Source organism: Rhodococcus erythropolis R138 (assembly GCF_000696675.2).
GTDB lineage: Bacteria > Actinomycetota > Actinomycetes > Mycobacteriales > Mycobacteriaceae > Rhodococcus_F > Rhodococcus_F erythropolis.
Genome location: NZ_CP007255.1, coordinates 4,722,691 through 4,747,544, shown reverse-complemented (window position 1 = coordinate 4,747,544; position 24,854 = coordinate 4,722,691). Strand labels below are relative to the sequence as shown.

Genomic DNA, 24,854 nt, shown 5'->3' with positions numbered 1-24,854 from the left:
TCACGTTTGTTTCAGTGCCACTCGGAGCTCACTGACCAGTCGCTCTCGTTCGTCGTTGGACTGTCGAACTGCCTGGTGAATTGTTGCGACCGTCAATGCGGCCACTGTGCGCGAATTCATCGCGGTGATTGCGTCGGTAATCCGTAGATCGACCAGAGCGCCCAGCCCGTCGACAGTCGCCGTGACTATCCCACCCTCGCTCGAGACGACTGCCCGCAGAGCGCCGACCCCGTCGACGGCGTCCTGCAAGAGTCCGGTCCGGTGTTTCGCCAGCTCCATGATTCGATCAATCTCGCTCATATCGAACGCATCCAGCTCGACGGAAGGATCTGGCCCTCGGCGGCGTCGACATCGGCCAGTTCGTCTCGGGTCGCGAGACCGAGCCGATCGAGGATCGCTGCCGGGACTCCGGTCTCTTCGAGCTCCACACGATGGCGGGCGCCGGCCTCGATCGCTGCTTTCGAGCACAGCGTGAGTATCTGTTGCGCCAACCGTTCCCCGCCGTACCGCAGTTCCTCCTGGCTGATCCGCAGGTCCACGGGCACGGCGTGCTCCGTGGCGCGGACCGCGATGGTTCCAGCGCGGTTGACGGAGACGGCTGTGATGATCGGCGGTGATTCCCGCATGTTCTCGTTCATGTTTCCTGTCATTCTGTCGGACGGTAGAAACCGTGAAAGCCCATGCCGCTGTTCGTGGTTCGGATGGCGCTGATTTCGACTGGGTCGCCGGCTTCGATCATCTGGCCGCCGCCGATCACCATCGCGACGTGGCCGTCCCAGACCGCGAGGTCGCCCGGCATCAGATTGTTCTGATCGACCTGGTTCCCGATTCCCTGTTCCTGAGCCAACCTCGGAATATCGACTCCGGCCTGGCCGTACGCCCATTGCGTCAGACCACTGCAGTCCAGACCGACTCCGGGTGTCGTGCCTCCCCAGGCGTACGGGACACCCTGTTGAGTAAGCGCGTTGCGTACGGCAGCAGCGGCCTCGGCGTTCGGTGCGGTGGCAATCGAGCCGTCGGGAAGTTCGACCTCTACTCCACCGACGGAACCAGAACCACCGACGGAACCGGAACCACCGACGGAACCGGAACCACCCACCGAACCGGAGACTCCAGGTGCGGGATCGGGTATCGGGACGGACGGGACGAGTGCGGACATCTTGTCGGTCGACCCCGCCAGCTCACCGCGTACCCGCTCGATAACCGATACCGCGCGTCCGAGGTGCTCCAACGCGGCCGACAACAACATCAATTGGCCCGTCGGTGTCATGAGCGTCGGCCCGGCCTTGATCGCGAGTGTCAGAAACGACTGGAGAATCTCACCGAGTTCGGTCATTCCCGCGTACACGGACGTTGTTGCTTCGTCCACGACGTCGGCGATGTCGGTCCCACGATCGGCGAGGTTTCGCGTCGACGTCTGCGTCTGCTCGGTTTTGGTCACCGCAGCGGTGAGTGCCGTGGACGAGCTCTGAGAGGACGCCAATTCGCTCAGCGCAGCGCTTCCCAATTGGTATGCGATCTCGAGGGCGTCCGTAGCGATTCGGATGCCGACGTCGGGTCCACTTGCGCTGGGGACGCCAGTCCCGACAATGTCGACCAGATCGATGATCGGTCGTGCGAGTGCGTCGACGTCGATCATGAGCGTGCGGCTTCAGCGAGAGTCGTTCGTACCGATTCCTCGGAGTCGAGATAGACGGCGTGAGCGTCGCGGGTGGCTGACTGGACGCTGGAGATCACAGCGGACAGTCGATCGATGTCGTCGATGTGCGCTTGCTGTGCTCGGCTCGCGACATCGACGAAGTCGCCGCCGATCAGCCCCAGCACAGCGGACAGAGCCAAGTGATCGCCACCCGCCGCGTCCTGTCGAGCTTGCGCGACGTTGTCGGCAACAGTGCCCAACCGCGTGGCGAACTCCGCGATGCTTTCAGTGTCCAGATCCAGATTTGTCAACTTGTCTTCCCCCCGTTGCGCTTACTCCTTCTTGGACGCCGCGCGGGGTGCTCCGGTTCCCGAGGAACTATTCTGATGGTCATGCAAACGCACGTAGTCGACCATCCGCTCGCGGCGGCCCTCTTGACGACAATGCGTGATGCACGCAGTGAGAACGCAACTTTTCGTTCCGCACTTCGCAGGCTCACGCACATGCTGGTCTACGAGGCCATGCGTGACGCGGAGGTCGAGGAGTTTCCGGTCGACACCCCGGTAGCAGCGACGACGGGCATCCGGCTCGCGAAGCCGCCGTTGTTGGTACCAGTGCTGCGGGCCGGTCTGGGCATGGTCGAACAGGCGAGTGCGCTGATTCCGTCGGCCGGCGTCGGCTTTGTCGGAATGGCACGTGACGAAGAGACTCATCAGCCGGTTCCGTACCTCGAATCCCTGCCTGCGGATCTGTCCGGTATCCCGGTGTTCGTGCTCGATCCGATGCTCGCCACCGGTGGCTCGATGGTGCACACCATCGACTTGCTGGTTGCGCGTGGCGCGACGGATGTCACGGCAGTGTGCGTCGTGGCCGCTCCGGCCGGCGTCGACGCGCTGGCAGCGTCCGGCCACCCGGTTCGTCTGGTCATCGCGAGCATCGATGACGGACTCGACGAGAACGCTTTCATCGTCCCCGGTCTCGGTGACGCCGGCGATCGGCAGTTCGGACCCCGCTAGAGCGAAAGGGCGAAGGTTCGGAGTTCCGCCAGCCGGGCCTTCGCCTGCTCTAGTGCGTTCGCGAGGTCGTCGCGGTTCGCCACTGGGACGACAACTTCGAGATAACACTTGAGCTTGGGCTCGGTTCCGGACGGTCGAACAACCACGCGGATCGACGGCCCGTCGAATATCACTGCGTCGGTGCGCATACCACCGCGAACCAGGGACAAGTCCTCGGTCGTGACCGGCTCACCCGCGAGTTGGCCAGGAGGATCGGCGCGTAGTCGTTTCATCATTTCGGCGATGTCGCTCAAATCCTCGACGCGGCGGGATACTTGGTCCCCGCGATGCAGTCCGAATTCGACGGCATAGTCGCCTAGAACGTCCAACAGGGTTCTGTTGCTGCCCGCGAGGGTGGCAGCCAAGTCGGCCACCAGAACGGCAGCTGAGATTCCGTCCTTGTCCCGCACCACATCCGGATCGACGCAGTGCCCGATCGCTTCCTCGTAGGCGTAGACGAGTCCGTCGCCGGCGCGCGTGAGCCACTTGAATCCGGTGAGTGTCTGCGCAAACCTGGCTCCGCGAGCTTTCGCCAACTTCGAGAGCAGAGTCGAGGAGACGATCGTCGTCGCCACCAACGAATCTCCGGGCGCCGTGTGCAGTACGTGGTCGGCCAGGAGCATCCCGGTTTCGTCGCCGCGCAACATGCGCCACTGATCACCGTCGCGAACTCCGACGGCGCAGCGGTCGGCATCCGGGTCGAGTGCGATCGCCAGATCCGCGTCGACACTTCGGGCAAGGGCGAGCAGGCGGTCTGCGGCGCCAGGCTCTTCGGGATTGGGGAACTCGACGGTCGGAAACGTGGGGTCGGGATCGAACTGCTCCGCCACGACGTGCAGATCGTCGAACCCTGCTGCTCGCAGAGCCGCTGTCGCAGTCTCGCCGCCGACGCCGTGCATTGCCGTGAGCGCAATCCGGATCGAGCGGGCGTCGCCGTGCGGGAGGGTCGCGATGCGGGCGATGTACTCCTCGACCAGAGAATCGTCGGCCGGAATCACCGATGCCCGGGCGACGTCGGCGGCACCACCGATGCGGGCGATCTCGCTCTCGATTTCACGATCGGCGGGGGAGACGAGTTGCGCTCCGCCCGAGAGATACACCTTGTAACCGTTGTCGGCGGCAGGATTGTGGGAGGCGGTGATCTGGATACCTGCCGCTGCCCCGAGCCTGCGCACCGCGAACGCCACCAGCGGTGTCGGCAGTGGGCGGGGGAGCAGGGTCACCTCGAACCCGGCCGCTGCCATGACCTCGGCGGCGGCGAGAGCAAATGCCTCTGAACCGAGCCGGGCGTCGCGGCCGACCACAACGCGGGACCCGCCCTGGCAGCGAGCTGTCAGCCAGGCCGCCAGACCGGCCGTGGTCCGGATGACGACCGCGAGGTTCATGCCGTTGGGTCCGCCGCGCACCGGCCCGCGAAGCCCAGCAGTGCCGAACGTCAGTGGTGCGGAAAAGCGTTCGGCCAGTTCATGTTCGGAAAGGGCTGCTAATTCTGCGCGGGTAACTGGGTCCGGATCGGCGTCGATCCACTCGGTGACGTTCAGTGGTGTCACAGCTGCTCGACCAGTTGACGCAGCAGCACTCCCATCCGGGCCGCCGAGGCTTTGCCTGCCGCCAGCACTTCCTGATGGTCGAGCGGGGCGCCCGTGATTCCGGCGGCCAGATTGGTGACCATGGAGATGCCGAGAACGCGGGCGCCGAGCGCGCGAGCCGCGATGGTCTCGTGAACCGTCGACATGCCGACCAGATCGGCGCCGAGTGTACGAAGCATTCGAATCTCGGCCGGAGTCTCATAGTGAGGACCGGGAAGCCCGGCGTAAACACCCTCGGCAAGGTCCGGGTCGATCGAGCGAGCCAGCGCACGCAGTTCCGGCGAATAGGCGTCGACCAGGTCGACGAACTCTGCGCCGACGAGGGGAGAGCGGGCCGTCAGGTTCAGGTGGTCACTGATCAGCACCGGTTGCCCCACTGCGTAGTCCTCGCGGATTCCGCCGGCCGCATTGGTGAGGATGACCGTGTCGGCGCCGGCAGCAATGGCTGTCCGGACCGGGTGGACGACGGTACCGAGATCGTGGCCCTCGTATGCGTGCGCGCGCCCGAGCAGCAGCAGTACTTCGGTGTTTCCGACGCGCACCGAACGAATGGTGCCCGCATGGCCGAGAGCGGACGGTGGGGCGAAGCCAGGAAGATCCGCCATCGAGACTTCGGCTGTCACGTCCGCACCGGCGTCGCCGAACACGTCTGCGGCATCGGTCCACCCCGACCCGAGCACGATGGCGACTGACGGTGACGAAGAGCCAGTCATGGCGGACAGAGCAGCGGCGGCGGCCTCGGCGATCGTTCCCATGTGAGCAACCCTACTGAGGAGTCGGGTCGGTTCGCCGGGTGAGTTGGCGGGCGTTACTCTCCCATCCATGCCTTATCTCGAACGCGACGGCGACGTATTCATCCTGTACCTCGGCAACGAGGGCGAAACGGACAACGAGAACCGCTTCGGCCCTGAGTGGATCGACGCTGTTCACAGCAAGTTGGACGAGGTCGAAGCGCACGAGGGGCCCGCAGCCCTGGTGACCACCGCGACGGGCAAGTTCTACACGAACGGCCTGGACACGACGTGGATCTTCGGCAATCTCGACGGTCTGCCCGGCTACCTGGACAAGGTCCACACCATCTACAGCCGTTTGTTGACCTTCCCGATGGCCACGGTCGCGGCCGTGCAGGGGCACGCGTTCGGCGCCGGCGCCATGCTCGCGTCCTCACACGATTTCCAGATCATGCGCGCGGACCGCGGCTTCTACTGCCTCCCCGAGGTCGGACTGAACATGCCGTTCACTGTCGGCATGTCAGCACTGTTGAACAGTCGTCTGCCCAAGCAGACGGCAGTCGACGCGATGACGACGGGGCGTCGATTCGGCGGCGCCGACGCGCTTGCTGCCGGCATCGTGCAGGAAACGGTCGACGGCGACGGAGTACTCGCCGCAGCAGTGGCCAAGGCATCGGCACTGACGTCGACTCACGGCAAGAACTTGGCGGGAATCAAGGCAGGCATCCACCGCGATGCGCTTGCGGACCTCGCTCAGGTGACTGACAAGAGCAACTTCTCCTTCGGGTGAGACAATGATCGCGTGAACCAGAATGTCGACAGCGCAGTCAGGTCCGTAGAGGCCGATCTGATTGCGCTGTCGCATTCGATTCACAGCGATCCGGAACTTGCCTTCGAGGAGTTCCGCAGCGCTGCCAAAGTGTCGGACCTGCTGGCGCAGCACGGTTTCGCGGTCACTCACGGGATCGTCGATCTGCCGACGGCCTTCGATGCCACCTACGGCAGTGGAGAGTTGGTCATCGCGATCTGCGCTGAGTACGACGCGCTGCCCGAGATCGGTCATGCCTGTGGGCACAACATCATTGCCGCCGCCGCGGTCGGGGCCGGCATCGCGTTGGCTACCGTGGCCGACGAACTGGGGATCACCGTCCGAGTGATCGGTACTCCCGCGGAGGAAACCGGTGGCGGCAAAGTTCTGATGCTCGAGCGTGGTGCATTCGACGGCGTCGGCGCGGCCATGATGGTTCATCCAGGACCGATCGACATCATCGGTGCCACCTCGCTGGCCCTGGCGGACATCGCCGTCAGCTATCACGGTCGCGAAGCGCACGCCTCTGCTGCGCCGGAATTCGGTCGTAATGCCGCCGATGCCGCGACGCTCGCGCAGGTGGCGGTCGGACTGTTGCGCCAGCACCTCCAGCCAGGGCAACAGATTCACGGAATCGTCAGTGATGGCGGCACTGCTCCCAACATCGTTCCGGCTCGGTCCGAACTGCTGTACTACCTGCGTGCCGAGACGGCCGCGTCGTTGGCCAATCTGTCCGAGCGTGCCGACGCCTGCTTCGCCTCGGGCGCACTCGGCACCGGATGCACCCACGAAATCCGCACGGTATCGCCCACTTACACCGAGTTGACCCCCGATCCGTGGCTGGCGGCGGCGTACCGTGAACAGATCGTCGACCTCGGGCGGGTGCCACTGGCAGTGGAATGGGAGCGCTCCCGTCCACTGGGTAGTACGGATATGGGTAATGTGACCAATGTGATTCCGGGAATTCACCCGGTCATAGGCTTGGATTCATCGGGGGCAGTGACACATCAGCCGGAGTTCGCGGCCGCGTGTATCACCACCTCCGCAGATCGAGCGGTAGTCGACGGTGCAATTGCGTTGGCCCGCACTGCTCTCCGGGTAGCGTCCGATCCAGAACAACGCACCCGTCTGTTGGAAGGGGTAGATCGCCGGTGAACGCGGCAATCGACACGTGGATTCACGCGCACACCGACGACCTCGTCGCGTGGCGTCGACACATCCATGCCAACCCGGAGTTGGCTCGCCGCGAATACGCGACCACCGAATTCGTCGCGACCCGCCTCACCGCCGCTGGGCTGTCACCGAAGATCCTTCCCGGTGGCACCGGGCTCACGTGCGACATCGGACCTGAGGGGCCGCGAATCGCACTTCGCGCCGACATGGACGCTTTGCCGATGCAGGAGGCGACCGGGGCGACGTACTCGTCCACGGTCCCCGGTGTGTCTCATGCATGCGGGCACGACGCCCACACCACCATCCTGCTCGGCGCCGGATTGGCTCTGGCCACGCTGCCCGAACTTCCCGTCGGGGTTCGGCTGATCTTCCAGCCCGCCGAGGAAGTCATGCCTGGTGGTGCACTCGACGTCATCGCTGCCGGCGCGCTCGACGGCGTGTCCAGAATCTTTGCTCTGCACTGCGATCCGCGACTCGAGGCGGGCCAGGTCGGAATGCGTCTTGGCGCGATCACCTCTGCTGCAGACACGATCGAGGTCGTTCTCGACTCTCCGGGTGGGCACACGTCGAGGCCGCACCTGACCACGGACCTCATCTACGCACTCGGCACAGTCGTGACCGGGCTGCCGGGAATGCTCAGCCGTCGTATCGATCCGCGTACCGGCACCGTGATGGTGTGGGGTGCGGTCAGTGCAGGTCAGGCGCCCAACGCGATTCCGCAGACCGGCATGATGACGGGCACGGTACGTACCGGCGATCACGACACGTGGGAGTTGCTCGAACCGCTCGTGGAAGAAATCGTCCACGGACTGCTCGCGCCCACCGGAGTTCGCTACCAACTCAACTATCGTCGCGGAGTGCCACCGGTCGTCAACGACGAGGTGTCCACTCGGATGTTCGAGGACGCCATCGCGACCGTCGGACAAGATGCTTTGGCGGACACCCCGCAATCCGGTGGTGGCGAAGACTTTTCGTGGTACCTCGAAACCGTGCCGGGTGCCATGGCGCGGCTAGGCGTGTGGTCGGGTGAAGGCGATCAGCTCGACATCCACCAACCCACTTTCGATCTCGACGAGCGTGCACTCGGCGTCGGTGTGAAGGTTCTGACGAGCCTGGTTCTGGGATAGTTCCGGTTCCCGTCGGGGGTACCGTTTTTCGTGTCGTTCGAGTGAAGGTACGGGCATGTCCATAGGTGTGGGAGTGCGAATCGGCACATTGGTGTCGACGGCTGTAGTTGCGTCCAACGATCCGGGTTCGGCCGATCCGGTGGTGTTGGTCAGGGACACGATTCTCAATCAACGCAAGGACGGAACGACCGTGCTCGGCGGTACCGAGCAATTGGGTGCCGGCCGTGAATTCTCGGAATCATGGTCAGGTTTTGTCGGCCGTGTGGGGGACCCGAGTGGCGTCTCCGGAACGGCCGATACCCGTTACCGCGCCGAGGATTTGGTGGCGACGTCGATTCGCTGCCTATTGCAGGAATGCGAGCCGCTGCCCGATCGTGGTGGTCGAAGTGGGGGAGCGCCCGACATCGTCGCGACCTACCCGTCGCGCTGGGACTCGTCCACAGCGGCCCTCATGCAGGATTCACTGGTCTATGCAGGCCTCGAGCGGGTCACTCTCGTCTCGGACGCCGAGGCGGTCTCGGCGTGGTTCGAGTCGGAAATCGCGGCACTCGCCGGCACGCTCATCGGCATCTATCACGTCGACGACACCGGGGCAGCGGTCACGCTGGTGCGTTCGGGCGTCGCCGCCGGCCGCGCATTCGGCTTCGCCGGCGACGGGAGTTCACCGAGTTCACGCCTCGCGACGGCACTGGGTGCGTTCGGTTGGATGCCGGAGAACCTGGACGCCGTAGTCGTCACCGGTGACGGAGAACCGGCGACAGACAAAGCAGCCATGATGTCCATAGCGGCCGGAATCGCCGAAAAGCTCGGTGTCAGATGTGAACTCGGGCCCGGACCGGAGCAGTCGGCCGCGCTGGGAGCCGCAATTCTGGCTGCCGGTTTCACCTCGACGTCGCACACGATCGTTCCGATCGGTTTGCCGCCTTCACACGACGTGACGGAGGTGTTCGACACTCTCGGACGTGAGAAGGTGGCGGCTGAAACTGCAACCGGGGTGGCAACAGTCGAGCCGGAAACTGCAGTTGTCGCAGGCGAATCGGAGTCACGCGGTTCCAAGCGTGTGCTCATCGGCCTGACGATTGTGGTGGTACTCGCAGCACTTGCAGTGCTCGCGTATTTCCTGCTGCTTTGAGCAGGACAGCTATCTAATCGGTAACACCGTTACCGGGACCCACGTTGCGGCTGTTTCTCGTCCGCAACTCTCGCACGTACTCGGCCGGCGCTCCGGCAATCTCGGCGGCGTCGGCCATCACGCCGATGTAGCGGGCCGACGGCAGCCCGCCTTCGTACGCATCCATGACGTAGAGCCAAGCGAGCACCGCATCGCCTGCGGTGTCGACCCGCACGCGGATCTTGCGGTGCAGACCGAGTTCGGCACCTTCCCAGCGGTCCAGACTCACTTCGTCCTCTTCCGGGACGTCGTAGAGGACCACGAAAACACTGGAATCGGGGTCTTCGACCACGGTGGCAAGAGCCCCCTCCCAGCCGAGGTCCTCGCCGCTGAAGGTCAGGCGCCAGCCTCGCAGCCACCCTGTCCCGGACATGGGCGAGTGTGGGCAGCGCAACAACATCTGCTCGGGATGCATGTTGGAACCGTAGGCGGCATAAATCGACACGGGCGCAAGCCTAAACCGTGGTCCGAGGGTGTGGCGAAGCGGACCACCGGACGCAAGTAATCTGGTACAAGCACTGCGCGACACGTGGTGCTCGAATAGCGTGACACTGGTCGACGGGAGACCCCTGCCGGCCACGCGAGGACTTGGAGGACACATGACCCGGATCGTGATCATCGGTGGCGGACCCGCCGGCTACGAGGCGGCACTGGTAGCCGCGCAGCACGGGGCCACGGTCACCCTGGTCGATTCGGACGGCGTCGGCGGCGCGTGTGTGCTGTTCGACTGTGTCCCGTCGAAGACGTTCATCGCGTCCACCGGAATCCGCACCGACATGCGTCGTGCATCCGACCTCGGCATCACTCTGGATCCGGAGCAGGCTTCGGTGTCACTGCCGAAGATCCACTCCCGAGTCAAGAGTCTCGCGTTGTCCCAGTCCTCGGACATTCGCGCACGGTTGCAGACGGTCGGCGTCGAGGTTCTCTCCGGCACCGCCGAACTGACCGATCCGCTCCTCGGTATGGCAGCACACCAGGTTCGCGCGACGCTCGGAAGCGGCGAGCAGAAGACCATCGACGCAGACGTCGTGTTGATCGCCACCGGCGCCAGCCCCCGCATCATCCCGGGAGCCGAGCCCGACGGTGAGCGAATCATGACGTGGCGTCAGCTCTACGACTTGGACGAGCTGCCCGAGCACCTGGTCGTGGTCGGTTCCGGTGTCACCGGTGCCGAGTTCGTCTCCGCATACACCGAGATGGGCGTCAAGGTCACACTCGTGTCCAGTCGTGACCGTGTTCTGCCCGGCGAGGATGCCGATGCGGCGCTCGTGCTCGAGGACGCCCTCGCCGAGCGCGGTGTCACCCTCGTCAAGCACGCCCGCGCAGACGCCGTCGAGCGCACCGAGAAGGGCATCATCGTCAAGCTCTCCGACGGCCGCACGGTCGAAGGAAGCCACGCACTGATGACCGTCGGTTCCGTCCCCAACACCAACGGTCTCGGCCTGGAGCGGGTCGGCATCGAGTTGGACAAGGGTGGATACCTGCGTGTCGACCGGGTCTCGCGCACCACGGTTTCCGGTATCTACGCCGCCGGTGACTGCACCGGACTGCTCCCGCTCGCGTCGGTGGCTGCGATGCAGGGACGTATCGCGATGTACCACGCACTCGGTGAAGGCGTCAGCCCGATCAAGTTGAAGACCGTCGCATCGGCCGTCTTCACGCGCCCCGAAATTGCAACGGTGGGTGTTTCGCAGGCCGCGATCGACAACGGAGAGGTGCCTGCTCGCACCGTCATGTTGCCGCTCAACACCAACCCGCGCGCCAAGATGTCCGGTTTGCGCCGCGGCTTCGTGAAAATCTTCTGCCGCCCGGCTACCGGCGTGGTCATCGGCGGTGTTGTGGTCGCGCCCACCGCTTCGGAACTCATCCTGCCGATCGCGATCGCCGTGCAGAACAACCTGACGGTCAACGACCTGGCTCAGACGTTCTCGGTGTACCCGTCGCTGACCGGATCGATCACCGAGGCAGCTCGTCAGCTCATGCGTCACGACGACCTGGACTGAGAACGGACCAGAGTCTTCTTACAATGTGAGAAGTCTGTTTCACATACTGAAGTATTGGTGCGATAGTCGAGATACCGACCGAATCAAGGGTCGGTATCTCGGCGCTCTCCCGCCCCGTTGACCCAGGACGGCTCAGGGTGTTTTCCTCTGACCTTCATTCTGCGTGCCTGGGAGCTTCACATGACACACGCCGCGCTGTCCGCTCGTATGGACGGACTCCGTAGTTCTGCAATTCGCGATCTGCTCAACTTGACTGCCCGACCCGACGTCATCAGTTTGGCCGGCGGACTACCCGATCCTGATTTCATTCCGCGGGAACGAATCTCGAAGGCAGCCCACGACGCACTCGGCGACCCCTCGTCCGTTCAATACGGCGAGACGTCAGGCCTGCGGCGCCTCCGTGAGGTGATCGCCGAGCGCGAATCCTCCAAGATCGGGCGGGCACTCGACGTGTCCGAAGTTGTGATCACACACGGTTCTCAGCAAGGTTTGAGCCTGCTCGCGCAGGTCCTCCTCGACGCCGGTGACGTTGTGGTCGTGGAGGAACCGGCATATACCGGTGCGCTGCAGGTCTTTCGAACGGCGCAGGCTCGTCTCGTTCCCGTCCAGTTGGACGAGGACGGAATGGACACCGACGCGCTCGAGGCGAAACTCGCCGCCGGTCTTCGGCCCAAAGTTGTGCACACCGTGAGCAATTTCCACAACCCGCGGGGCGCGGTGCTTTCGGCGCAGCGGCGAGCGCACTTGGCGGCACTGGCGGACCGATACGGGTTCTGGGTTCTCGAGGACGACCCGTACGGCGAACTGTACTTCGGCGAGAAACCGCCCGCACCGCTGGCGGCGTTGTCGGACAGGGTGATTCGGCTGTCCAGTGCTTCCAAAGTGTTGGCACCGGCGCTGCGCGTCGGCTGGCTGCACGGCGACCGAAAGGTCTGCGAGGCGGTCGAACTGATCAAGCAAGGCGCTGACCTGTGCGGGTCTTCGCTCACCCAGCAGATCGCCGCAGACCTCTTCTCCGACGTCGAATGGTTCGAAACGCACCTCGACAAGCTCCGGGAAGGCTACGGCGCCAGAGCGAAGGCGCTGGTCACGGCCGCCGAGACGGAATTGAGTGGGCGTGCACGCTTTTCCGAGGTCCGTGGCGGGATGTTCTGTTGGATGGATTTCGTCGACGACGTCGACACCACCGAACTCCTGGGTGCCGCGCTCGAGCATGGCGTGGCATTTGTCCCAGGTTCGGCCTTCGCGGTCGAAGCTGACCTCGGTCGAAGCGCTCGATTGTGTTTCGCGACGTATCCCGAAGCCGTGCTGGTCGATGCCGTCGGCAGGCTCCGGAAGAGTGTTACCGCAGGTACAGCCTGACCTTGTCGATAGTGTTGCGGAGCAGATCGATCTCCGTGCTCGATGGTGGGGTGGTGACGGTGACGTGATCGGCGACGGCGAGGTCCCATCCTGTCGATTCCCTGACCTGATCGACCGAGATTCCCTCGTGGACGCTGGTCAACTCCAATTCGCCGCCGGGGCCCTGGTGTGTCAGGACGCCGAGGTTGGTGAATACCTTGGTCACTCCTGCGCCTGCCGGCATGACGCCCTTACCGCTGGCGTGGGCGCGGGCGGGGCTGGGTGAGGTGCAGAAGTCGAGCTCGGCCGGAAAGGAACTGAGGTCGTGGCGACGCATCACGACGAAGATCTCTGCGGCGTTCGCGATGATCTCGACGGCCCCGCCTGCTCCGGGCAGTCTGACCGTCGGGTTCTTCCAGTCACCGATGAAACTTGTGTTCAGACTGCCCGTTCGATCGATTTGAGCGGCCCCGAGAAATCCGACGTCGACGTTGCCACCTTGCAGGACGTAACCGAAGAGCGCGGCCATGCTGAGCACGGATTCGGCACCGGAGACAACCACGGAGTCCGCGATACCCTCGGCCATTGCCGACGGATGTGCACCGCACACTCCGGATTCGTAGATCAGCTCGACGTCCGGATTCGACGTGTGCCGCGCGAGATCGACTGCGAGCGTGGGTAGCCCAACTCCGGCGAAGACCCGGCGCTTACCCGCCAATTCGCGTGCCGCGACGGCGACGATCGTTTCGGTGGAGGTGGTGTTACCGGTGTCGATCGTGGTGGTCATAGTCTGCTCCCGTAGTCGACTGGTGTGGAGAGTTTTGGTCCGACCTCGAGATCCGACCAGTAGTCGGCTCCGAGTTTGGCGAGATACTCGCCGTGACTGTCGAGTGCGTACACCCATTCGTCGAGCCAATTTCTCAGCTGTGAAGGGTCTTTGGAGATTTCGGTCCAGCGTCGGTAGAAGCCGCAATCGCGGTCGTAGTATCCCTGCGCGTACGACGGGTGTGCGCCGCGCGGGCAGACGACAACCGCGTCGACTGCATGTGAGGGAATCAGAGTTCGGCTCGGGTCTGATCTGATGACCTCGTCGTCGACCAGTTCTTCGACAACGACGATTGCCTTCTTCGCGGCGTACACGGCCTCTTGCTGCACCCCGGCGATGCCCCAGATCTGCGCGTTCCCGGACGTGTCCGCTCGCTGTGCGCCGATGATCGTGACATCCGGATTCAATGGCGGCACAACGTAGACGCTCCCGCCGCCGTACGGGTCCTCGACGAGTCTCAGTTGTGGGTTGAGTGCGGGTAGATCACTACCGGCGTACGACCGTAGCGGGAAGAAGGGAAGCCTGGCGGCTCCCGCCTGATACCGGCACACCATGCCGTAATGGCTGTATTCCTCGACTTCGAGGGGGAGCGGGTCCTGGTTCTCGATGCGTCTGCGTAACTCGTACAGAGAACCTGCGGAGCCGCTGGCGAAGAACGAGGCGACCAGCTTTCGGACGCAGCCGGCGGCGACGAGTTGATCGGAAACGATGTCCGGCGTCATCCGGCACAGCGTGAGGTCCTTCCTGCCCTGCCGGATGATCTCGTGTGCCGCGGCAAATGGAATGAGATGCGAAAAGCCCTCCAACGCAACAGTCATTCCGTCGCCGACGTATCGACCGATGGCCTCTTTCATCGAGAGCGTCTTGTCCACGTGTGTACCTCTTCTTACGTTCTCGCGCACTTGGTCGGTTTCGGAAACTTGACATGGTCGGCCGGTGTGGCGCAACAATGTCGGGTGGAAATTCATCAGATCAACGCATTTCTCGCGGTGGCTGAGGAGCTACATTTCGGCCGTGCGGCTCAGCGGCTTCGGATTGCGCAACCGCCGCTGAGTCGAACCATCAGGCAATTCGAGAAACAGCTCGGTTCGCCGTTGTTCGATCGAAGTACTCGAACTGTGCGGTTGACTGCTGCCGGTGAAGCACTGCTGCTTCCGGCGCGCGAGATTCTGGACGCGTGCCGGATGGCCGAGATCGCGGTATCCGCGGCAGGCCAGGGAACGACAGGTCGCGTTCGCCTGGGCTTCGCGGGAACCTCGTCGCACCTACTCGTCGGGCGGTGGGCGAAATTGGTGAGAAAGACGAATCCCGGTATCGAATTCGTGCTCGACAGTTCCGCTTTCGCGAACGAGGCGTTGTTGATGTTGCTCGATCGACGCCTCGACATCGGGATGGTCCGGTGGACCGTCCCGCCGCTCGGGATCACGTCGAGATTGATCGCCGAGGAGAACTTTCTGGTTGCCATGTCGAAAGACCACCCGTTGGCGTCGAGGGAATCGGTTCGGTTGATCGAATTGGAGTCCGAGAATTGGGTGACGCTTCCGGCGGAGCCGGGTTCGATTCTGCGGGAGTCTCTGCTCACTGCGTCCAAGAACTCAGGGTTCCTGGCTCGAATCGTGCAGACGGCACCGGATTCGATGTCGTTGATCGCGCTGGTGTCCGCGGAAATCGGATGCTCGTTGACTATTTCGTCGGTGGCCCAAAGCATCGTGAACCCTGATGTTGTCTTTGTTCCCGTCATGGATCCACCTCCTCCCCTTCAACTGCGTATCGCCTGGCGAGATGGAGACGACAGACCTGCTCTTCTCGAAGTGTTGAAATTGTCCGAGCAGGCGCTGCCGTCCCTGGCTTAGACGGTTGCCCTCCCGGTAGGAATTTCACCCGCTTCGGACTTCGGCGAGTTTGCAGTATCGGCAAGAGCGTTCTCGAGTTCGAGCTCGTCGTAATCCGCTTGCTCGGCCGTCGAGAGTTCGCTTGCGTTGTAGCCGGTACGTCGGAGCAGGAGAAGGGTGCAGATCAGCGAGACAAGTGCGTACAGTCCGGACACGATCGCGACCCCGACGATGTTGCCTGACGTGTTGAGCATCCACTGCGCCAGTACCGGAGTTCCGCCGCCGACGACAAGGGAACACAGTTGATACGCCGTCGACAGACCCGTGTAACGGATGTTCGCAGGGAAGGCGCGAGCGAGAACGCCGGCGATGGCGCCGTAGAACATCGAGTGCGGGATCGTGGCGAGACACATCGCAACGACTGCGATGGTGAAGTTCCCGGTTCTGATGGCAAAGAACATCGCGGGCATGAGAACGAACTCCGGTATCACCATCAGGCACATGGCCTTCCGCATGTCTATCTTGGAAACCAGAACGGCCCCGAACGGTTGGACGATGAACTGCACGACAAGTGCGATCGCGATAGCGGCGAGGAATGTGCCGCGGTCGTATCCGAGTTCTTTTGTAGCCCAGGACAATGCGAAGGTGTTCTTGAAATAGGTGACCTGGGCGAGGGGGAGTGCGCCGGCGCCGAGGAGAACCAGCACCCAGTGCTTGCGCAATACTTCGGCGAGCGGAAGTTTGACGACCTTCTTGCGGGCGAGAACGGCCTTCATCTCGTCGGACTCTTCGAGTTTCAGGCGAATGATCATGCCGAGGATGACCAGGCCTGCCGAAACGAGAAAAGGGATTCGCCAGCCGTAGAGAAGGAATGACGGCGTCGGCATCGAGGACAGCAGGAAGAATGCGATGGTAGCCAACAGATTTCCCGCGGGCGAGCCCTGCTGAGCGAACGCGGAGTAGAGGATGCTCTTGCCCTTCGGTGCGTTCTCGCTGGCGATGAGTACCGCGCCACCCCACTCACCACCGACCGCAATTCCTTGGATCACGCGAAGGGTGACCAGACCGATCGGGGCCCACATGCCGACCTGCGCGTAGGTGGGGAGGAGTCCGATCCCGACAGTGGCGACGCCCATCATCATCAAGGTGATGACCAGGGTGTTCTTGCGCCCGATCCGGTCGCCGAGATGGCCGAAGATGATCCCGCCGATCGGCCTGGCGAGGAAGCCTGCCCACAGGGTGATGAAGGCGAGGAGCGTGCCGACTCCGTTCGGCAGTGTGTCGGAGAAGAAGATCTCGCCGAATACCAGGGCAGCCGCGGTGCCGTAGATATAGAAGTCGTACCACTCGATGGTGGTTCCGATGAATGAAGCGATACCGGCTCTTCGTGCCTTGGCGTTGATCTCCTCGGAACTGCGAGTGGGTGAACTCATGCGTGGCGACCTTTCTCTGCAACATTCGCGGCGCCGAAACGTGGCGCGCCTGAATGAGATTCGCAGAGTGGTGTAGGTCACGTCCAATACCAACTTGGTCGCCTATTGATACCTCAGGAGTATCAATAGGCGACCATGATCAGCTCTTCCGGTATGGAAGGATCGGGGTGATTACTCGGACCAGTTGTACGTCCGCTCGACGGCCTTGTTCCACTCCGCGTACAGCCGTGACCTTTCGGACTCGTCCATCGCCGGTTCCCAGGTTTGGCCGACGGCCCAGTTGTTGCGGATGTCTTCGGTGTCGGCCCAGTAACCGATGGCGAGGCCCGCTGCATACGCAGCGCCGAGTGCTGTCGTTTCGTTGACCACCGGGCGGATGACGGGAACTCCGAGGATGTCCGACTGGAACTGCATCAGGGTTTCGTTGACCACCATGCCGCCGTCGACCTTCAGCGCGGACAGTTCGACTCCCGAATCCGCACGCATGGCGTCGATGACCTCACGGGTTTGGTATGCCGTCGCCTCGAGCGCCGCGCGAGCCAGGTGTCCCTTGTTGACGAACCGCGTCAGGCCGACGATGACACCCCGTGCATCCGGTCGCCACCGGGGTGCGAACAGTCCGGAGAACGCGGGTACGAAGTAGGCGCCGCCGTTGTCGTCGACACTTGCGGCGAGTGGCTCGATGTCCTTGGCGTTCTGAATGATTCCGAGATTGTCCCGAAGCCACTGGACCAAGGAGCCGGTCACCGCGACGGAACCTTCGAGTGCGTAGACGGCGGGGGCTTCGCCGAGTTTGTAGCAGACGGTTGTCAGCAGTCCGTGCTTGCTGTGCACCGGCTTCGTTCCCGTATTGAGAAGCATGAAATTGCCGGTGCCGTACGTGTTCTTGGCTTCACCCTCGGAGAGGCAGGCCTGGCCGAATGTGGCTGCCTGCTGGTCACCGAGGATTCCGGCGACCGGCACACCGGCGAGATTGCCGCGAGGACGGCCGGTGCCGTAGACCTCGGACGAACTACGGATTTCAGGGAGCATCGACATCGGGATTCCGAAGTCCGCGCAGATCGATTCGTCCCACTGAAGGGTCTCGAGATCCATCAGCATCGTGCGTGACGCATTGGTGACATCTGTCACGTGAACACCGTCGGTCAGGTTCCATACGATCCACGTGTCGACGGTGCCGAAGCACAATTCTCCGGCCTCCGCTTTGGCTCTCGCGCCGTCCACGTTGTCGAGAATCCACCGGATCTTCGGCCCGGCGAAGTAGGTCGAGAGCGGCAGCCCGGTCTTGTCTCGGTACTTGTCCGGACCCTCGTCGCCGCCCAGTTCGACACACAGTTGATCCGTGCGCGTGTCCTGCCACACGATCGCGTTGTAGATCGGCTTGCCCGTCGAACGCTCCCAAACGACGGTCGTCTCACGCTGATTCGTGATTCCGACGGCCGCGATGTCGGCCCGCGTGAGGTCGACCTTCGCGAGAGCGCCGGCCACCACCTCCCGGGTGTTGATCCACAGCGCAACCGGGTCGTGCTCGACCCAACCGGCACGCGGGAAAATCTGCTCGTGTTCTTTCTGCGCAACGCTCACCACGGCGCCGTCGTGATCGAAGATCATGCAGCGGCTCGACGTCGTGCCTTGGTCGATGGCGGCGATGTATTGATTCACTGTGCTCCTATGTTCGGGCGCGTTCGCAGTTATCCGTGCGCTGTCGCAGTATGTGGATCAAGCTACTAGCCTGTAAACGGATTCGTCGTCGACTTACAGGAGACCGGGTTGAGTAAGCAGCAAGGTGCGCAGTTTCTCGGCCCGCAGCAGCGTGAAGCTGCTTGGGAACAGCTTCAGACCGAGCAATTCGACGTCGTCGTTGTCGGCGGCGGTGTTGTCGGTGTCGGAGCTGCGCTCGATGCGGCCACCCGCGGACTCAAGGTTGCGTTGGTCGAGGCCCGTGACTACGCATCCGGCACGTCCAGTCGCTCGTCGAAGATGTTCCACGGCGGTCTCCGCTATCTAGAGCAACTCGAATTCGGCCTCGTTCGTGAAGCATTGCGTGAGCGCGAACTCTCGCTGACCACGCTCGCTCCGCACCTGGTCAAGCCGCTGAAGTTCCTGTTCCCTCTGGCTCACCGAGTGTGGGAGCGCCCGTACATGGCGGCGGGAATCTTCCTCTACGACCGAATGGGCGGCGCAAAGTCGGTCCCCTCCCAGAAGCACTTGACGCGGGCGGGCGCACTACGCATGTCGCCGAGCCTCAAGCGCAGTTCGCTGACCGGTGGCATCCAGTACTACGACACCGTCGTCGACGACGCTCGGCACACCATGACCGTCGCACGGACCGCTGCACACTACGGCGCGGTCGTCCGAACGTCGACGCAGGTCGTCGGCTTTCTGCGGGAAGCGGATCGGGTCTCGGGAGTTCGTGTTCGGGACTGCGAAGACGGCCGTACCGCCGAGGTCAAGGGTCACGTCGTCATCAATGCGACCGGTGTCTGGACGGACGAGATCCAAGCGCTCTCACGTCAGCGCGGACGGTTCCGGGTGCGAGCGTCGAAGGGCGTACACATCGTCGTCCCGCGCGATCGCATCGTCAGTGAAGCCGCCATCATCCTGCGTACCGAGAAGTCGGTGCTGTTCGTCATTCCGTGGGGCAGTCACTGGATCATCGGCACCACTGATACCGACTGGAACCTGGATCTCGCACATCCGGCGGCAACCAAAGCAGATATCGACTACATCCTCGGCCACGTGAACTCCGTCCTGGTCACGCCGCTGACGCACGCCGACATCGACGGTGTGTACGCCGGTCTGCGTCCGCTGCTTGCCGGTGAAAGCGACGAGACGTCGAAGCTCTCGCGCGAGCACGCCGTTGCCCGTGTGGCTCCAGGTCTGGTCGCCATCGCCGGCGGAAAGTACACGACGTACCGGGTCATGGCGGAAGACGCCGTCGACGTCGCAGCAGAAGACATTCCGGCGCGGGTTGCGTCGTCGATCACGGAGAAGGTGCCGCTCGTCGGCGCCGACGGATACTTCGCGTTGATCAACCAGACCGTGCAACTGGGCGAGCAGTACGGCTTGCATCCGTATCGCGTCAAGCACCTGCTCGACCGCTACGGTTCGCTCATCACCGAGGTCCTCGAACTCGGCCGGCAGACACCGGAGTTGTTGCAGCCCATCACGGACGCGCCCGATTACCTTCAGGTCGAAGCTGTGTACGCCGCCTCGGCCGAGGGGGCACTGCACCTCGACGACATCCTCGCCCGCCGTACGCGTATCGCAATCGAATATCCGCATCGTGGTGTCAACTGCGCACAGCAGGTCGCCGGATTGGTTGCCCCGATTCTCGGTTGGGATGCCGCCACCGTCGAACGCGAAGTCGACACGTACCGAGCGCGTGTCGAAGCGGAAATCGAGTCTCAGACCCAGCCGGACGACGAGTCGGCGGACGCATTGCGCGCCGCAGCGCCGGAGTCGCGGGCCGAGATCCTCGAGCCCGTCGTCGTGGTGCCGGATCGGGTCTGAGTCGCCCGTCGTTTGTTTCCGGTCTGTCGCGGGTAGGCGGATGGCGAATCACCACCCGTGTCAGCACAGACCGGTCGAGCGTCACCCAGGAGGATCTCAATGTTCGGTAATCGGTCGCGATCTGCTGAGGAACACATAGCTACCGGCTATCTGGTCACTCACCTGTGCGGGGCGATGGTGGGGCTGCAACTCTCGCGGTCACTCGCGGACTCGTACGGTGCCTGGGCCGACGGTGAGCTGGACTCGTTGCCGGGTGAGCTCGAGTACGAGATCGAGCAGCTGCTGCAACTGATCGAGGACACCCAGGGCATATCTCTGCCGCGGTACTCCAAGATCGACGCGACGGTCAATCGGATCAGACGCCTCGTTCACGTCGACGCAATCTGGCGCAACCGTCTCGTGAAGTTGGCAACTCTCGAGATCATGCGGACCGCTCTGTGCGGCAAGAGTGCGATGTGGGAGGTCCTGCGAGACATTCCGGCCGGGGAGACCGAGGAGCAGTACCGCGAACTCAACGACCTGGTGTCCAAGCAGATCACCACGGTCACGGCGCTGCATCACCGCGCAGCTACGGAGGCTTTTCAGGGGACGGACGGGCGGGAATCGGCGAGCGGCGGCGACCCCATCAGGTCGAGTAAGTAAGGTTTGTACCGTTCGATGAAGAATTCGATGAACGGTAGACCCCGAGGTGTATGGAGATGGCTGAGCGCGACCAAGCACTGACAGAACCCAAGGCAGTGTTCGCGGCGTTGGCGGAGATCCTCTACTCCGCGGCAGACAGCGCCGAGGTGTACTCCGCGATCTGTTCGGCGGCTGTCGAGTTGATTCCCGGTTGCGACCACGCAAGTCTGATGCTGCGACGTGGAAACACCAACGTCACCGTAGCGGCGAGCGACGAGATCGCCGATTATGCAGACGATCTCGAGCGTGCCACCGGTGAGGGGCCGTGCATCGACGCCCTCGATACGGAGGCGCCGCAACTCGAGTCGGACCTTCGCACCCCGAATCAGTGGCCCGAGTTCGCTCGGAAAGTAGTGGCAGAGACACCCATTCGCGGATCGATGGGGTTCCGGCTGATGGTCGATCGTCAGAAGTTCGGTGCCCTCAACCTCTTCTCGGACACTCCGGGGGCTTTCACCGAAACCGTTGCCGACCACGCGATCATGTTGGCGTCATTTGCATCCGTGGCCGTCACTGCGCTGACGCGAGGCGAGGATGCCGACTCGCTGCGACGTGGTCTGGCAAGCAGCCGCGAAATCGGTCAGGCCGTCGGTCTGCTGATGGCACTGCATCGTGTGTCCGACGACGAGGCCTTCGACATTCTGGTGCGAACCTCACAAAACATGAACGTCAAGATCGCCGAATTGGCGCGCAAGGTCATCGTCCAGCATCGTTCGACTCTGGACTGAGCGCTTCGTTCGTCCCGGGAGAACCGAGGAGTTGAGATCGCTTGCGATCCACCGTCTCTCGAAGAGCTGTCACCACCGCTGCGACCTCCGGGCGTCGCAAGGATTCCGAACGGGCCACCAACCAATAGGAAAGTCCCACCTCGATGTGAGCCGGTAGAACGCGAATCAAATCGTCGTGCTGCTCGGCCATGAAACAGGGGAGAAGGCCGATGCCGGCACCCGCGCGCGTTGCCTCGATGTGGACGAACACGTTGGTGGACGTGACGGCCTCGGGCATGGAAACTGTGAGCTTGCGAGCCAGATCGAGTTCGTCGACCTGCAGCATCGAGTCGATGAAGTACACGAGCGAGTGATCGGCCAGATCTGCGGCACTCTCGGGAACAGCATTCTGACGTAGATAGTCTCGGGACGCGTACAAACCCAGCGCGTAGTCGGCCAGATGGACTGCTTCGGCGCGGTGAACCTGAGGCTTGCCGACCACAACCTCGATGTCGAGGCCCGAGCGTATCTGCGACGCCTTTCTGGTTGCGACAACAATCTCGACGCTGACGCGGGGATGGCGTCTGCGAACCGCGGCGCCGGCGGGCGCCGCGATGTATGCGCTGAATCCGTCGGTCGCCGAGACTCGCACGACGCCGTCGAGTTGCTGCTGACCGGTGGAGTCGAGCGCCAGTTCGTTCACCGCGGCCTCGATGCGCTCGGCCGCGCTGAGGGCTTGTCTGCCCAGGTCGGTCAGCTCCCAGCCGCCGGACGAGCGAACCAGGACACGGCCGCCGAGACACTTCTCGAGCGAGGAAATGCGGCGCGAGATGGTGGTGTGATTGAGGCCGAGGTCGTCGGCGGCGGTGTTGAAGCGACCGGTGCGACCGACCGCGAGAAGCACTAGTAGGTCGTCCGGGCTCAGTCCGAGAGTCATATCTGCATTTTTGCACCTATATGGTGCGAGATTTGTCATTGTCGTGCCATCAATCTGCACTGATACTCATCGAGTCACAAAAATGTGCGAGCGGTCACATTCCTGATCGTGAAGAGCAGGCGAATCGCGAACTGAAGACGAGGGAGTCCACGATGAGCGTCGACAACATGCCGAAACCTGAGAGCCAAGCCCCACCATCGGGGCTGAAGAAGGTGGTCGGCGCCTCGATGGCGGGCACCGTGGTCGAGTGGTACGAGTTCTTTCTGTACGGCACGGCGGCCACGCTGGTCTTCAGCAAGGTCTTCTTCCCCGGCGGCGGCAACGAGCTGGATGCGATCATCGCGGCTTTCATCACCTACGCCGTCGGATTCGCCGCCCGGCCACTCGGCGGAATCGTCTTCGGATACTTCGGAGACAAATTCGGCCGAAAGCAGTTGCTGCAGTTCAGTTTGCTGTTGGTCGGCGCCGCAACGTTCTTGATGGGCTGCCTGCCTACCTACGGTCAGATCGGCTACTGGGCGCCGGCAATGCTGGTCACGCTGCGCTTCATCCAAGGATTCGCGGTCGGCGGCGAATGGGGTGGGGCGGTACTCCTGGTCGCCGAGCACAGCCCGAATCGATCGCGCGGATTCTGGTCGTCGTGGCCTCAGGCCGGCGTGCCGATGGGCAACCTGGTGGCGACGGTCGTGCTGTTGATCCTGACGTCGACGCTCTCGGACGAATCCTTCATGAGTTGGGGCTGGCGCGTTGCCTTCTGGCTCTCCGCGGTGATCGTTCTGGTCGGGTACTACGTTCGGACCAAGGTCACCGATGCTCCCATTTTCATTGCGGCGCAGAAGGAAGCAGAACTGGTCAAGGCAACCTCGTACAGCGTTTTCGAGGTCGTCAAGCGTTACCCGCGCGGAGTGTTGACCGCGATGGGGCTGCGTTTCGCCGAAAACATCATGTACTACCTCGTGGTGACCTTCTCGATCACTTACCTCAAGGTCGTCGTTCATGCGGACACGGCGCACATCCTCTGGTGGATGCTGATGGCACATGCCGTGCACTTCGCAGTGATTCCGTTGGTAGGCAAACTGTCCGACACGATCGGTCGACGCCCGGTGTACATGATCGGCGCCGTCACCGCCGGAACGTGGGGATTCTTCGCCTTCCCGATGATGAACAGCGGGCACAATGCAGTCATCTTGTCGGCAATCATCATCGGGCTCGTGTTCCACGCGTTCATGTACGCAGGCCAACCCGCGATCATGGCCGAGATGTTCCCGACTCGGATGCGCTACTCCGGTGTCTCCCTGGGTTATCAGGTCACGTCCATCGTGGCGGGTTCACTGGCTCCGATCATCGCGACCGGATTGCTGAGCAAGTTCGACTCCTCGGTCCCCATCGCGATCTATCTCCTGCTGGCATCCCTGGTCACCATCGTTGCAGTCATTTTCGCGCGGGAGACCAAGGGAATCTCGCTCGAGTCCGTCGACGCCGCTGACGCCCGTGTTCTCGCCGACGAGCGGGCCGGTGTGTCTGTATGACGCTGACCGGAAAGTCTGCTCTGGTCACCGGTGGTGCCAGCGGGATCGGCGAGGCGTGTGCTCGACTCCTCGCCGCCCGCGGCGCGCACGTGACCGTCGCCGATCTCGACGACGTCGCCGCGAAGTCCCTGGCCGACGAGATCGACGGCACGGCGTGGGCCGTCGATCTCCTCGACACCGACCAACTCGTGGATCTGTCACTCGAGACGGACATACTCGTCAACAACGCCGGCATTCAACGGGTCAGTCCTATCGAGGATTTCGACGTCGAGGACTTCCGGAAGATTCAGCGCCTCATGGTCGAAGCGCCATTCCTCCTCGCTCGGGCCGCCCTGCCGTACATGTACCGCAACAGTTTCGGTCGCATCGTGAACATTTCCTCGGTCCACGGGCTCCGCGCTTCGGCATTCAAGAGTGCGTACGTCACGGCGAAGCACGGACTCGAAGGACTGTCGAAAGTTGTTGCGCTCGAAGGCGCCCCACACGGTGTCACCAGCAACTGCGTCAATCCGGGCTACGTCCTGACGCCACTGGTGCGATCCCAGATCTCCGACCAGGCAAAGGTTCACGGAATCAGTGAATCCGAGGTTGTCGAAAAGGTGATGCTCACCGAGAGCGCGATCAAACGGATGGTCGAGCCTGCGGAGGTGGCATCGCTGGTGGGCTGGTTGGCATCGACCGAGGCGTCGATGGTGACGGGGGCGTCGTACACCATCGACGGAGGGTGGAGCGCCAGCTAGACCACCCGAGCTGCTGGGT

The 24,854-nt window shown here is 63.1% G+C and carries 25 protein-coding genes; 13 read left to right on the top strand and 12 right to left on the bottom strand.

The features are described 5' to 3' along the window. From H351_RS21780 to H351_RS21765, 4 genes are read right to left on the bottom strand one after another with little or no spacing between them, the layout of a single operon-like run. A complete protein-coding gene (locus H351_RS21780; RefSeq protein WP_029255004.1) occupies positions 1–300 on the bottom strand; it encodes a YbaB/EbfC family nucleoid-associated protein in 300 nt (99 codons plus the stop codon). Beyond that, positions 297–650 (bottom strand): hypothetical protein, encoded by a 354-nt coding sequence (locus H351_RS21775; protein ID WP_372588537.1) that lies wholly within the window; start codon positions 648–650, stop codon positions 297–299. The genes H351_RS21780 and H351_RS21775 overlap by 4 nt, the downstream gene beginning before the upstream one ends. After that, on the bottom strand, positions 647–1,639 hold the full coding sequence (locus H351_RS21770) for a C40 family peptidase (RefSeq protein WP_029255006.1): 993 nt from the start codon (positions 1,637–1,639) through the stop codon (positions 647–649). The genes H351_RS21775 and H351_RS21770 overlap by 4 nt, the downstream gene beginning before the upstream one ends. Further along, positions 1,636–1,950 (bottom strand): type VII secretion target, encoded by a 315-nt coding sequence (locus H351_RS21765; RefSeq protein ID WP_029255007.1) that lies wholly within the window; start codon positions 1,948–1,950, stop codon positions 1,636–1,638. Before H351_RS21765 ends, H351_RS21770 begins: the two co-directional genes overlap by 4 nt. Before the next feature lie 81 nt (positions 1,951–2,031). Between H351_RS21765 and upp the strand changes: the two genes are divergently transcribed. Next, positions 2,032–2,655, top strand: a complete 624-nt coding sequence (gene upp, locus H351_RS21760) for a uracil phosphoribosyltransferase (protein WP_007727319.1) — start codon at positions 2,032–2,034, stop codon at positions 2,653–2,655. Here the strand turns inward: upp and H351_RS21755 are convergent. After that, complete coding sequence (locus tag H351_RS21755; RefSeq protein ID WP_029255008.1) at positions 2,652–4,244, bottom strand: phospho-sugar mutase; 1,593 nt, start codon at positions 4,242–4,244, stop codon at positions 2,652–2,654. The genes upp and H351_RS21755 overlap by 4 nt on opposite strands. Continuing rightward, entirely contained in the window at positions 4,241–5,038 is a 798-nt protein-coding gene (locus H351_RS21750) for a purine-nucleoside phosphorylase (protein ID WP_007727315.1), read from the bottom strand. Before H351_RS21750 ends, H351_RS21755 begins: the two co-directional genes overlap by 4 nt. 67 nt (positions 5,039–5,105) lie before the next feature. Between H351_RS21750 and H351_RS21745 the strand changes: the two genes are divergently transcribed. The 4 genes from H351_RS21745 to H351_RS21730 are packed head-to-tail and all read left to right on the top strand — an operon-like array spanning position 5,106 to position 9,254. Next, a complete protein-coding gene (locus H351_RS21745; protein WP_003940710.1) occupies positions 5,106–5,804 on the top strand; it encodes an enoyl-CoA hydratase-related protein in 699 nt (232 codons plus the stop codon). A gap of 12 nt (positions 5,805–5,816) precedes the next feature. Next, positions 5,817–6,977: a M20 family metallopeptidase gene (locus H351_RS21740; RefSeq protein ID WP_029255009.1), complete on the top strand. Its 1,161-nt coding sequence runs from the start codon at positions 5,817–5,819 to the stop codon at positions 6,975–6,977. Next, positions 6,974–8,122, top strand: a complete 1,149-nt coding sequence (locus H351_RS21735) for a M20 family metallopeptidase (protein WP_003940741.1) — start codon at positions 6,974–6,976, stop codon at positions 8,120–8,122. Before H351_RS21740 ends, H351_RS21735 begins: the two co-directional genes overlap by 4 nt. A 55-nt stretch (positions 8,123–8,177) precedes the next feature. After that, the gene (locus H351_RS21730; protein WP_019747704.1) at positions 8,178–9,254 is read left to right on the top strand and encodes a hypothetical protein; all 1,077 of its coding nucleotides are present in this window, start codon (positions 8,178–8,180) and stop codon (positions 9,252–9,254) included. A 13-nt stretch (positions 9,255–9,267) separates the two neighbouring features. Here H351_RS21730 and H351_RS21725 read toward each other — a convergent pair whose 3' ends face one another. Beyond that, positions 9,268–9,738, bottom strand: coding sequence for a gamma-glutamylcyclotransferase family protein (locus H351_RS21725; protein ID WP_003940753.1), 471 nt, complete (start codon positions 9,736–9,738; stop codon positions 9,268–9,270). Positions 9,739–9,892: 154 nt separating this feature from the next. On the opposite strand from H351_RS21725, the gene H351_RS21720 reads away from it, so the two are divergent. Then, complete coding sequence (locus H351_RS21720) at positions 9,893–11,296, top strand: NAD(P)H-quinone dehydrogenase (protein WP_020969166.1); 1,404 nt, start codon at positions 9,893–9,895, stop codon at positions 11,294–11,296. Between the two features lie 180 nt (positions 11,297–11,476). Next, positions 11,477–12,658 (top strand): aminotransferase-like domain-containing protein, encoded by a 1,182-nt coding sequence (locus H351_RS21715; RefSeq protein WP_029255010.1) that lies wholly within the window; start codon positions 11,477–11,479, stop codon positions 12,656–12,658. On the opposite strand, the gene H351_RS21710 is transcribed toward H351_RS21715, so the two are convergent. Next, a complete protein-coding gene (locus H351_RS21710; protein WP_029255011.1) occupies positions 12,639–13,424 on the bottom strand; it encodes a CoA-transferase subunit beta in 786 nt (261 codons plus the stop codon). The two genes, H351_RS21715 and H351_RS21710, sit on opposite strands and share 20 nt — an antisense overlap. Beyond that, a complete protein-coding gene (locus H351_RS21705) occupies positions 13,421–14,335 on the bottom strand; it encodes a CoA transferase subunit A (protein WP_080945652.1) in 915 nt (304 codons plus the stop codon). The genes H351_RS21710 and H351_RS21705 overlap by 4 nt, the downstream gene beginning before the upstream one ends. An 84-nt stretch (positions 14,336–14,419) precedes the next feature. Here H351_RS21705 and H351_RS21700 point away from each other — a divergent pair, with 84 nt between their 5' ends. Then, on the top strand, positions 14,420–15,316 hold the full coding sequence (locus H351_RS21700; protein ID WP_029255013.1) for a LysR substrate-binding domain-containing protein: 897 nt from the start codon (positions 14,420–14,422) through the stop codon (positions 15,314–15,316). On the opposite strand, the gene H351_RS21695 is transcribed toward H351_RS21700, so the two are convergent. Both H351_RS21695 and glpK read right to left on the bottom strand, forming a co-directional pair. Continuing rightward, on the bottom strand, positions 15,313–16,728 hold the full coding sequence (locus H351_RS21695) for an MFS transporter (RefSeq protein WP_019747710.1): 1,416 nt from the start codon (positions 16,726–16,728) through the stop codon (positions 15,313–15,315). The genes H351_RS21700 and H351_RS21695 overlap by 4 nt on opposite strands. A gap of 171 nt (positions 16,729–16,899) precedes the next feature. After that, positions 16,900–18,390 carry a glycerol kinase GlpK gene (gene glpK / locus H351_RS21690; protein ID WP_019747711.1) on the bottom strand — a complete coding sequence of 497 codons (1,491 nt, stop codon included), beginning with the start codon at positions 18,388–18,390 and terminating at the stop codon, positions 16,900–16,902. 108 nt (positions 18,391–18,498) lie between these two features. On the opposite strand from glpK, the gene H351_RS21685 reads away from it, so the two are divergent. The 3 genes from H351_RS21685 (at position 18,499) to H351_RS21675 (ending at position 21,650) form a co-directional block, all read left to right on the top strand. Then, positions 18,499–20,241 (top strand): glycerol-3-phosphate dehydrogenase/oxidase, encoded by a 1,743-nt coding sequence (locus H351_RS21685; protein ID WP_029255014.1) that lies wholly within the window; start codon positions 18,499–18,501, stop codon positions 20,239–20,241. A 99-nt stretch (positions 20,242–20,340) separates the two neighbouring features. Continuing rightward, positions 20,341–20,883, top strand: a complete 543-nt coding sequence (locus H351_RS21680) for a hypothetical protein (RefSeq protein WP_021332531.1) — start codon at positions 20,341–20,343, stop codon at positions 20,881–20,883. Between the two features lie 50 nt (positions 20,884–20,933). Beyond that, positions 20,934–21,650: a GAF and ANTAR domain-containing protein gene (locus H351_RS21675; RefSeq protein WP_019747714.1), complete on the top strand. Its 717-nt coding sequence runs from the start codon at positions 20,934–20,936 to the stop codon at positions 21,648–21,650. Here H351_RS21675 and H351_RS21670 read toward each other — a convergent pair. After that, entirely contained in the window at positions 21,619–22,566 is a 948-nt protein-coding gene (locus tag H351_RS21670) for a LysR family transcriptional regulator (protein WP_029255015.1), read from the bottom strand. The genes H351_RS21675 and H351_RS21670 overlap by 32 nt on opposite strands. A 152-nt stretch (positions 22,567–22,718) precedes the next feature. On the opposite strand from H351_RS21670, the gene H351_RS21665 reads away from it, so the two are divergent. Together H351_RS21665 and H351_RS21660 are read left to right on the top strand one after the other, a co-directional pair. Next, a complete protein-coding gene (locus tag H351_RS21665) occupies positions 22,719–24,095 on the top strand; it encodes an MFS transporter (RefSeq protein WP_029255016.1) in 1,377 nt (458 codons plus the stop codon). Further along, a complete protein-coding gene (locus H351_RS21660; RefSeq protein WP_029255017.1) occupies positions 24,092–24,835 on the top strand; it encodes a 3-hydroxybutyrate dehydrogenase in 744 nt (247 codons plus the stop codon). Before H351_RS21665 ends, H351_RS21660 begins: the two co-directional genes overlap by 4 nt. Positions 24,836–24,854: the final 19 nt, after the last annotated feature.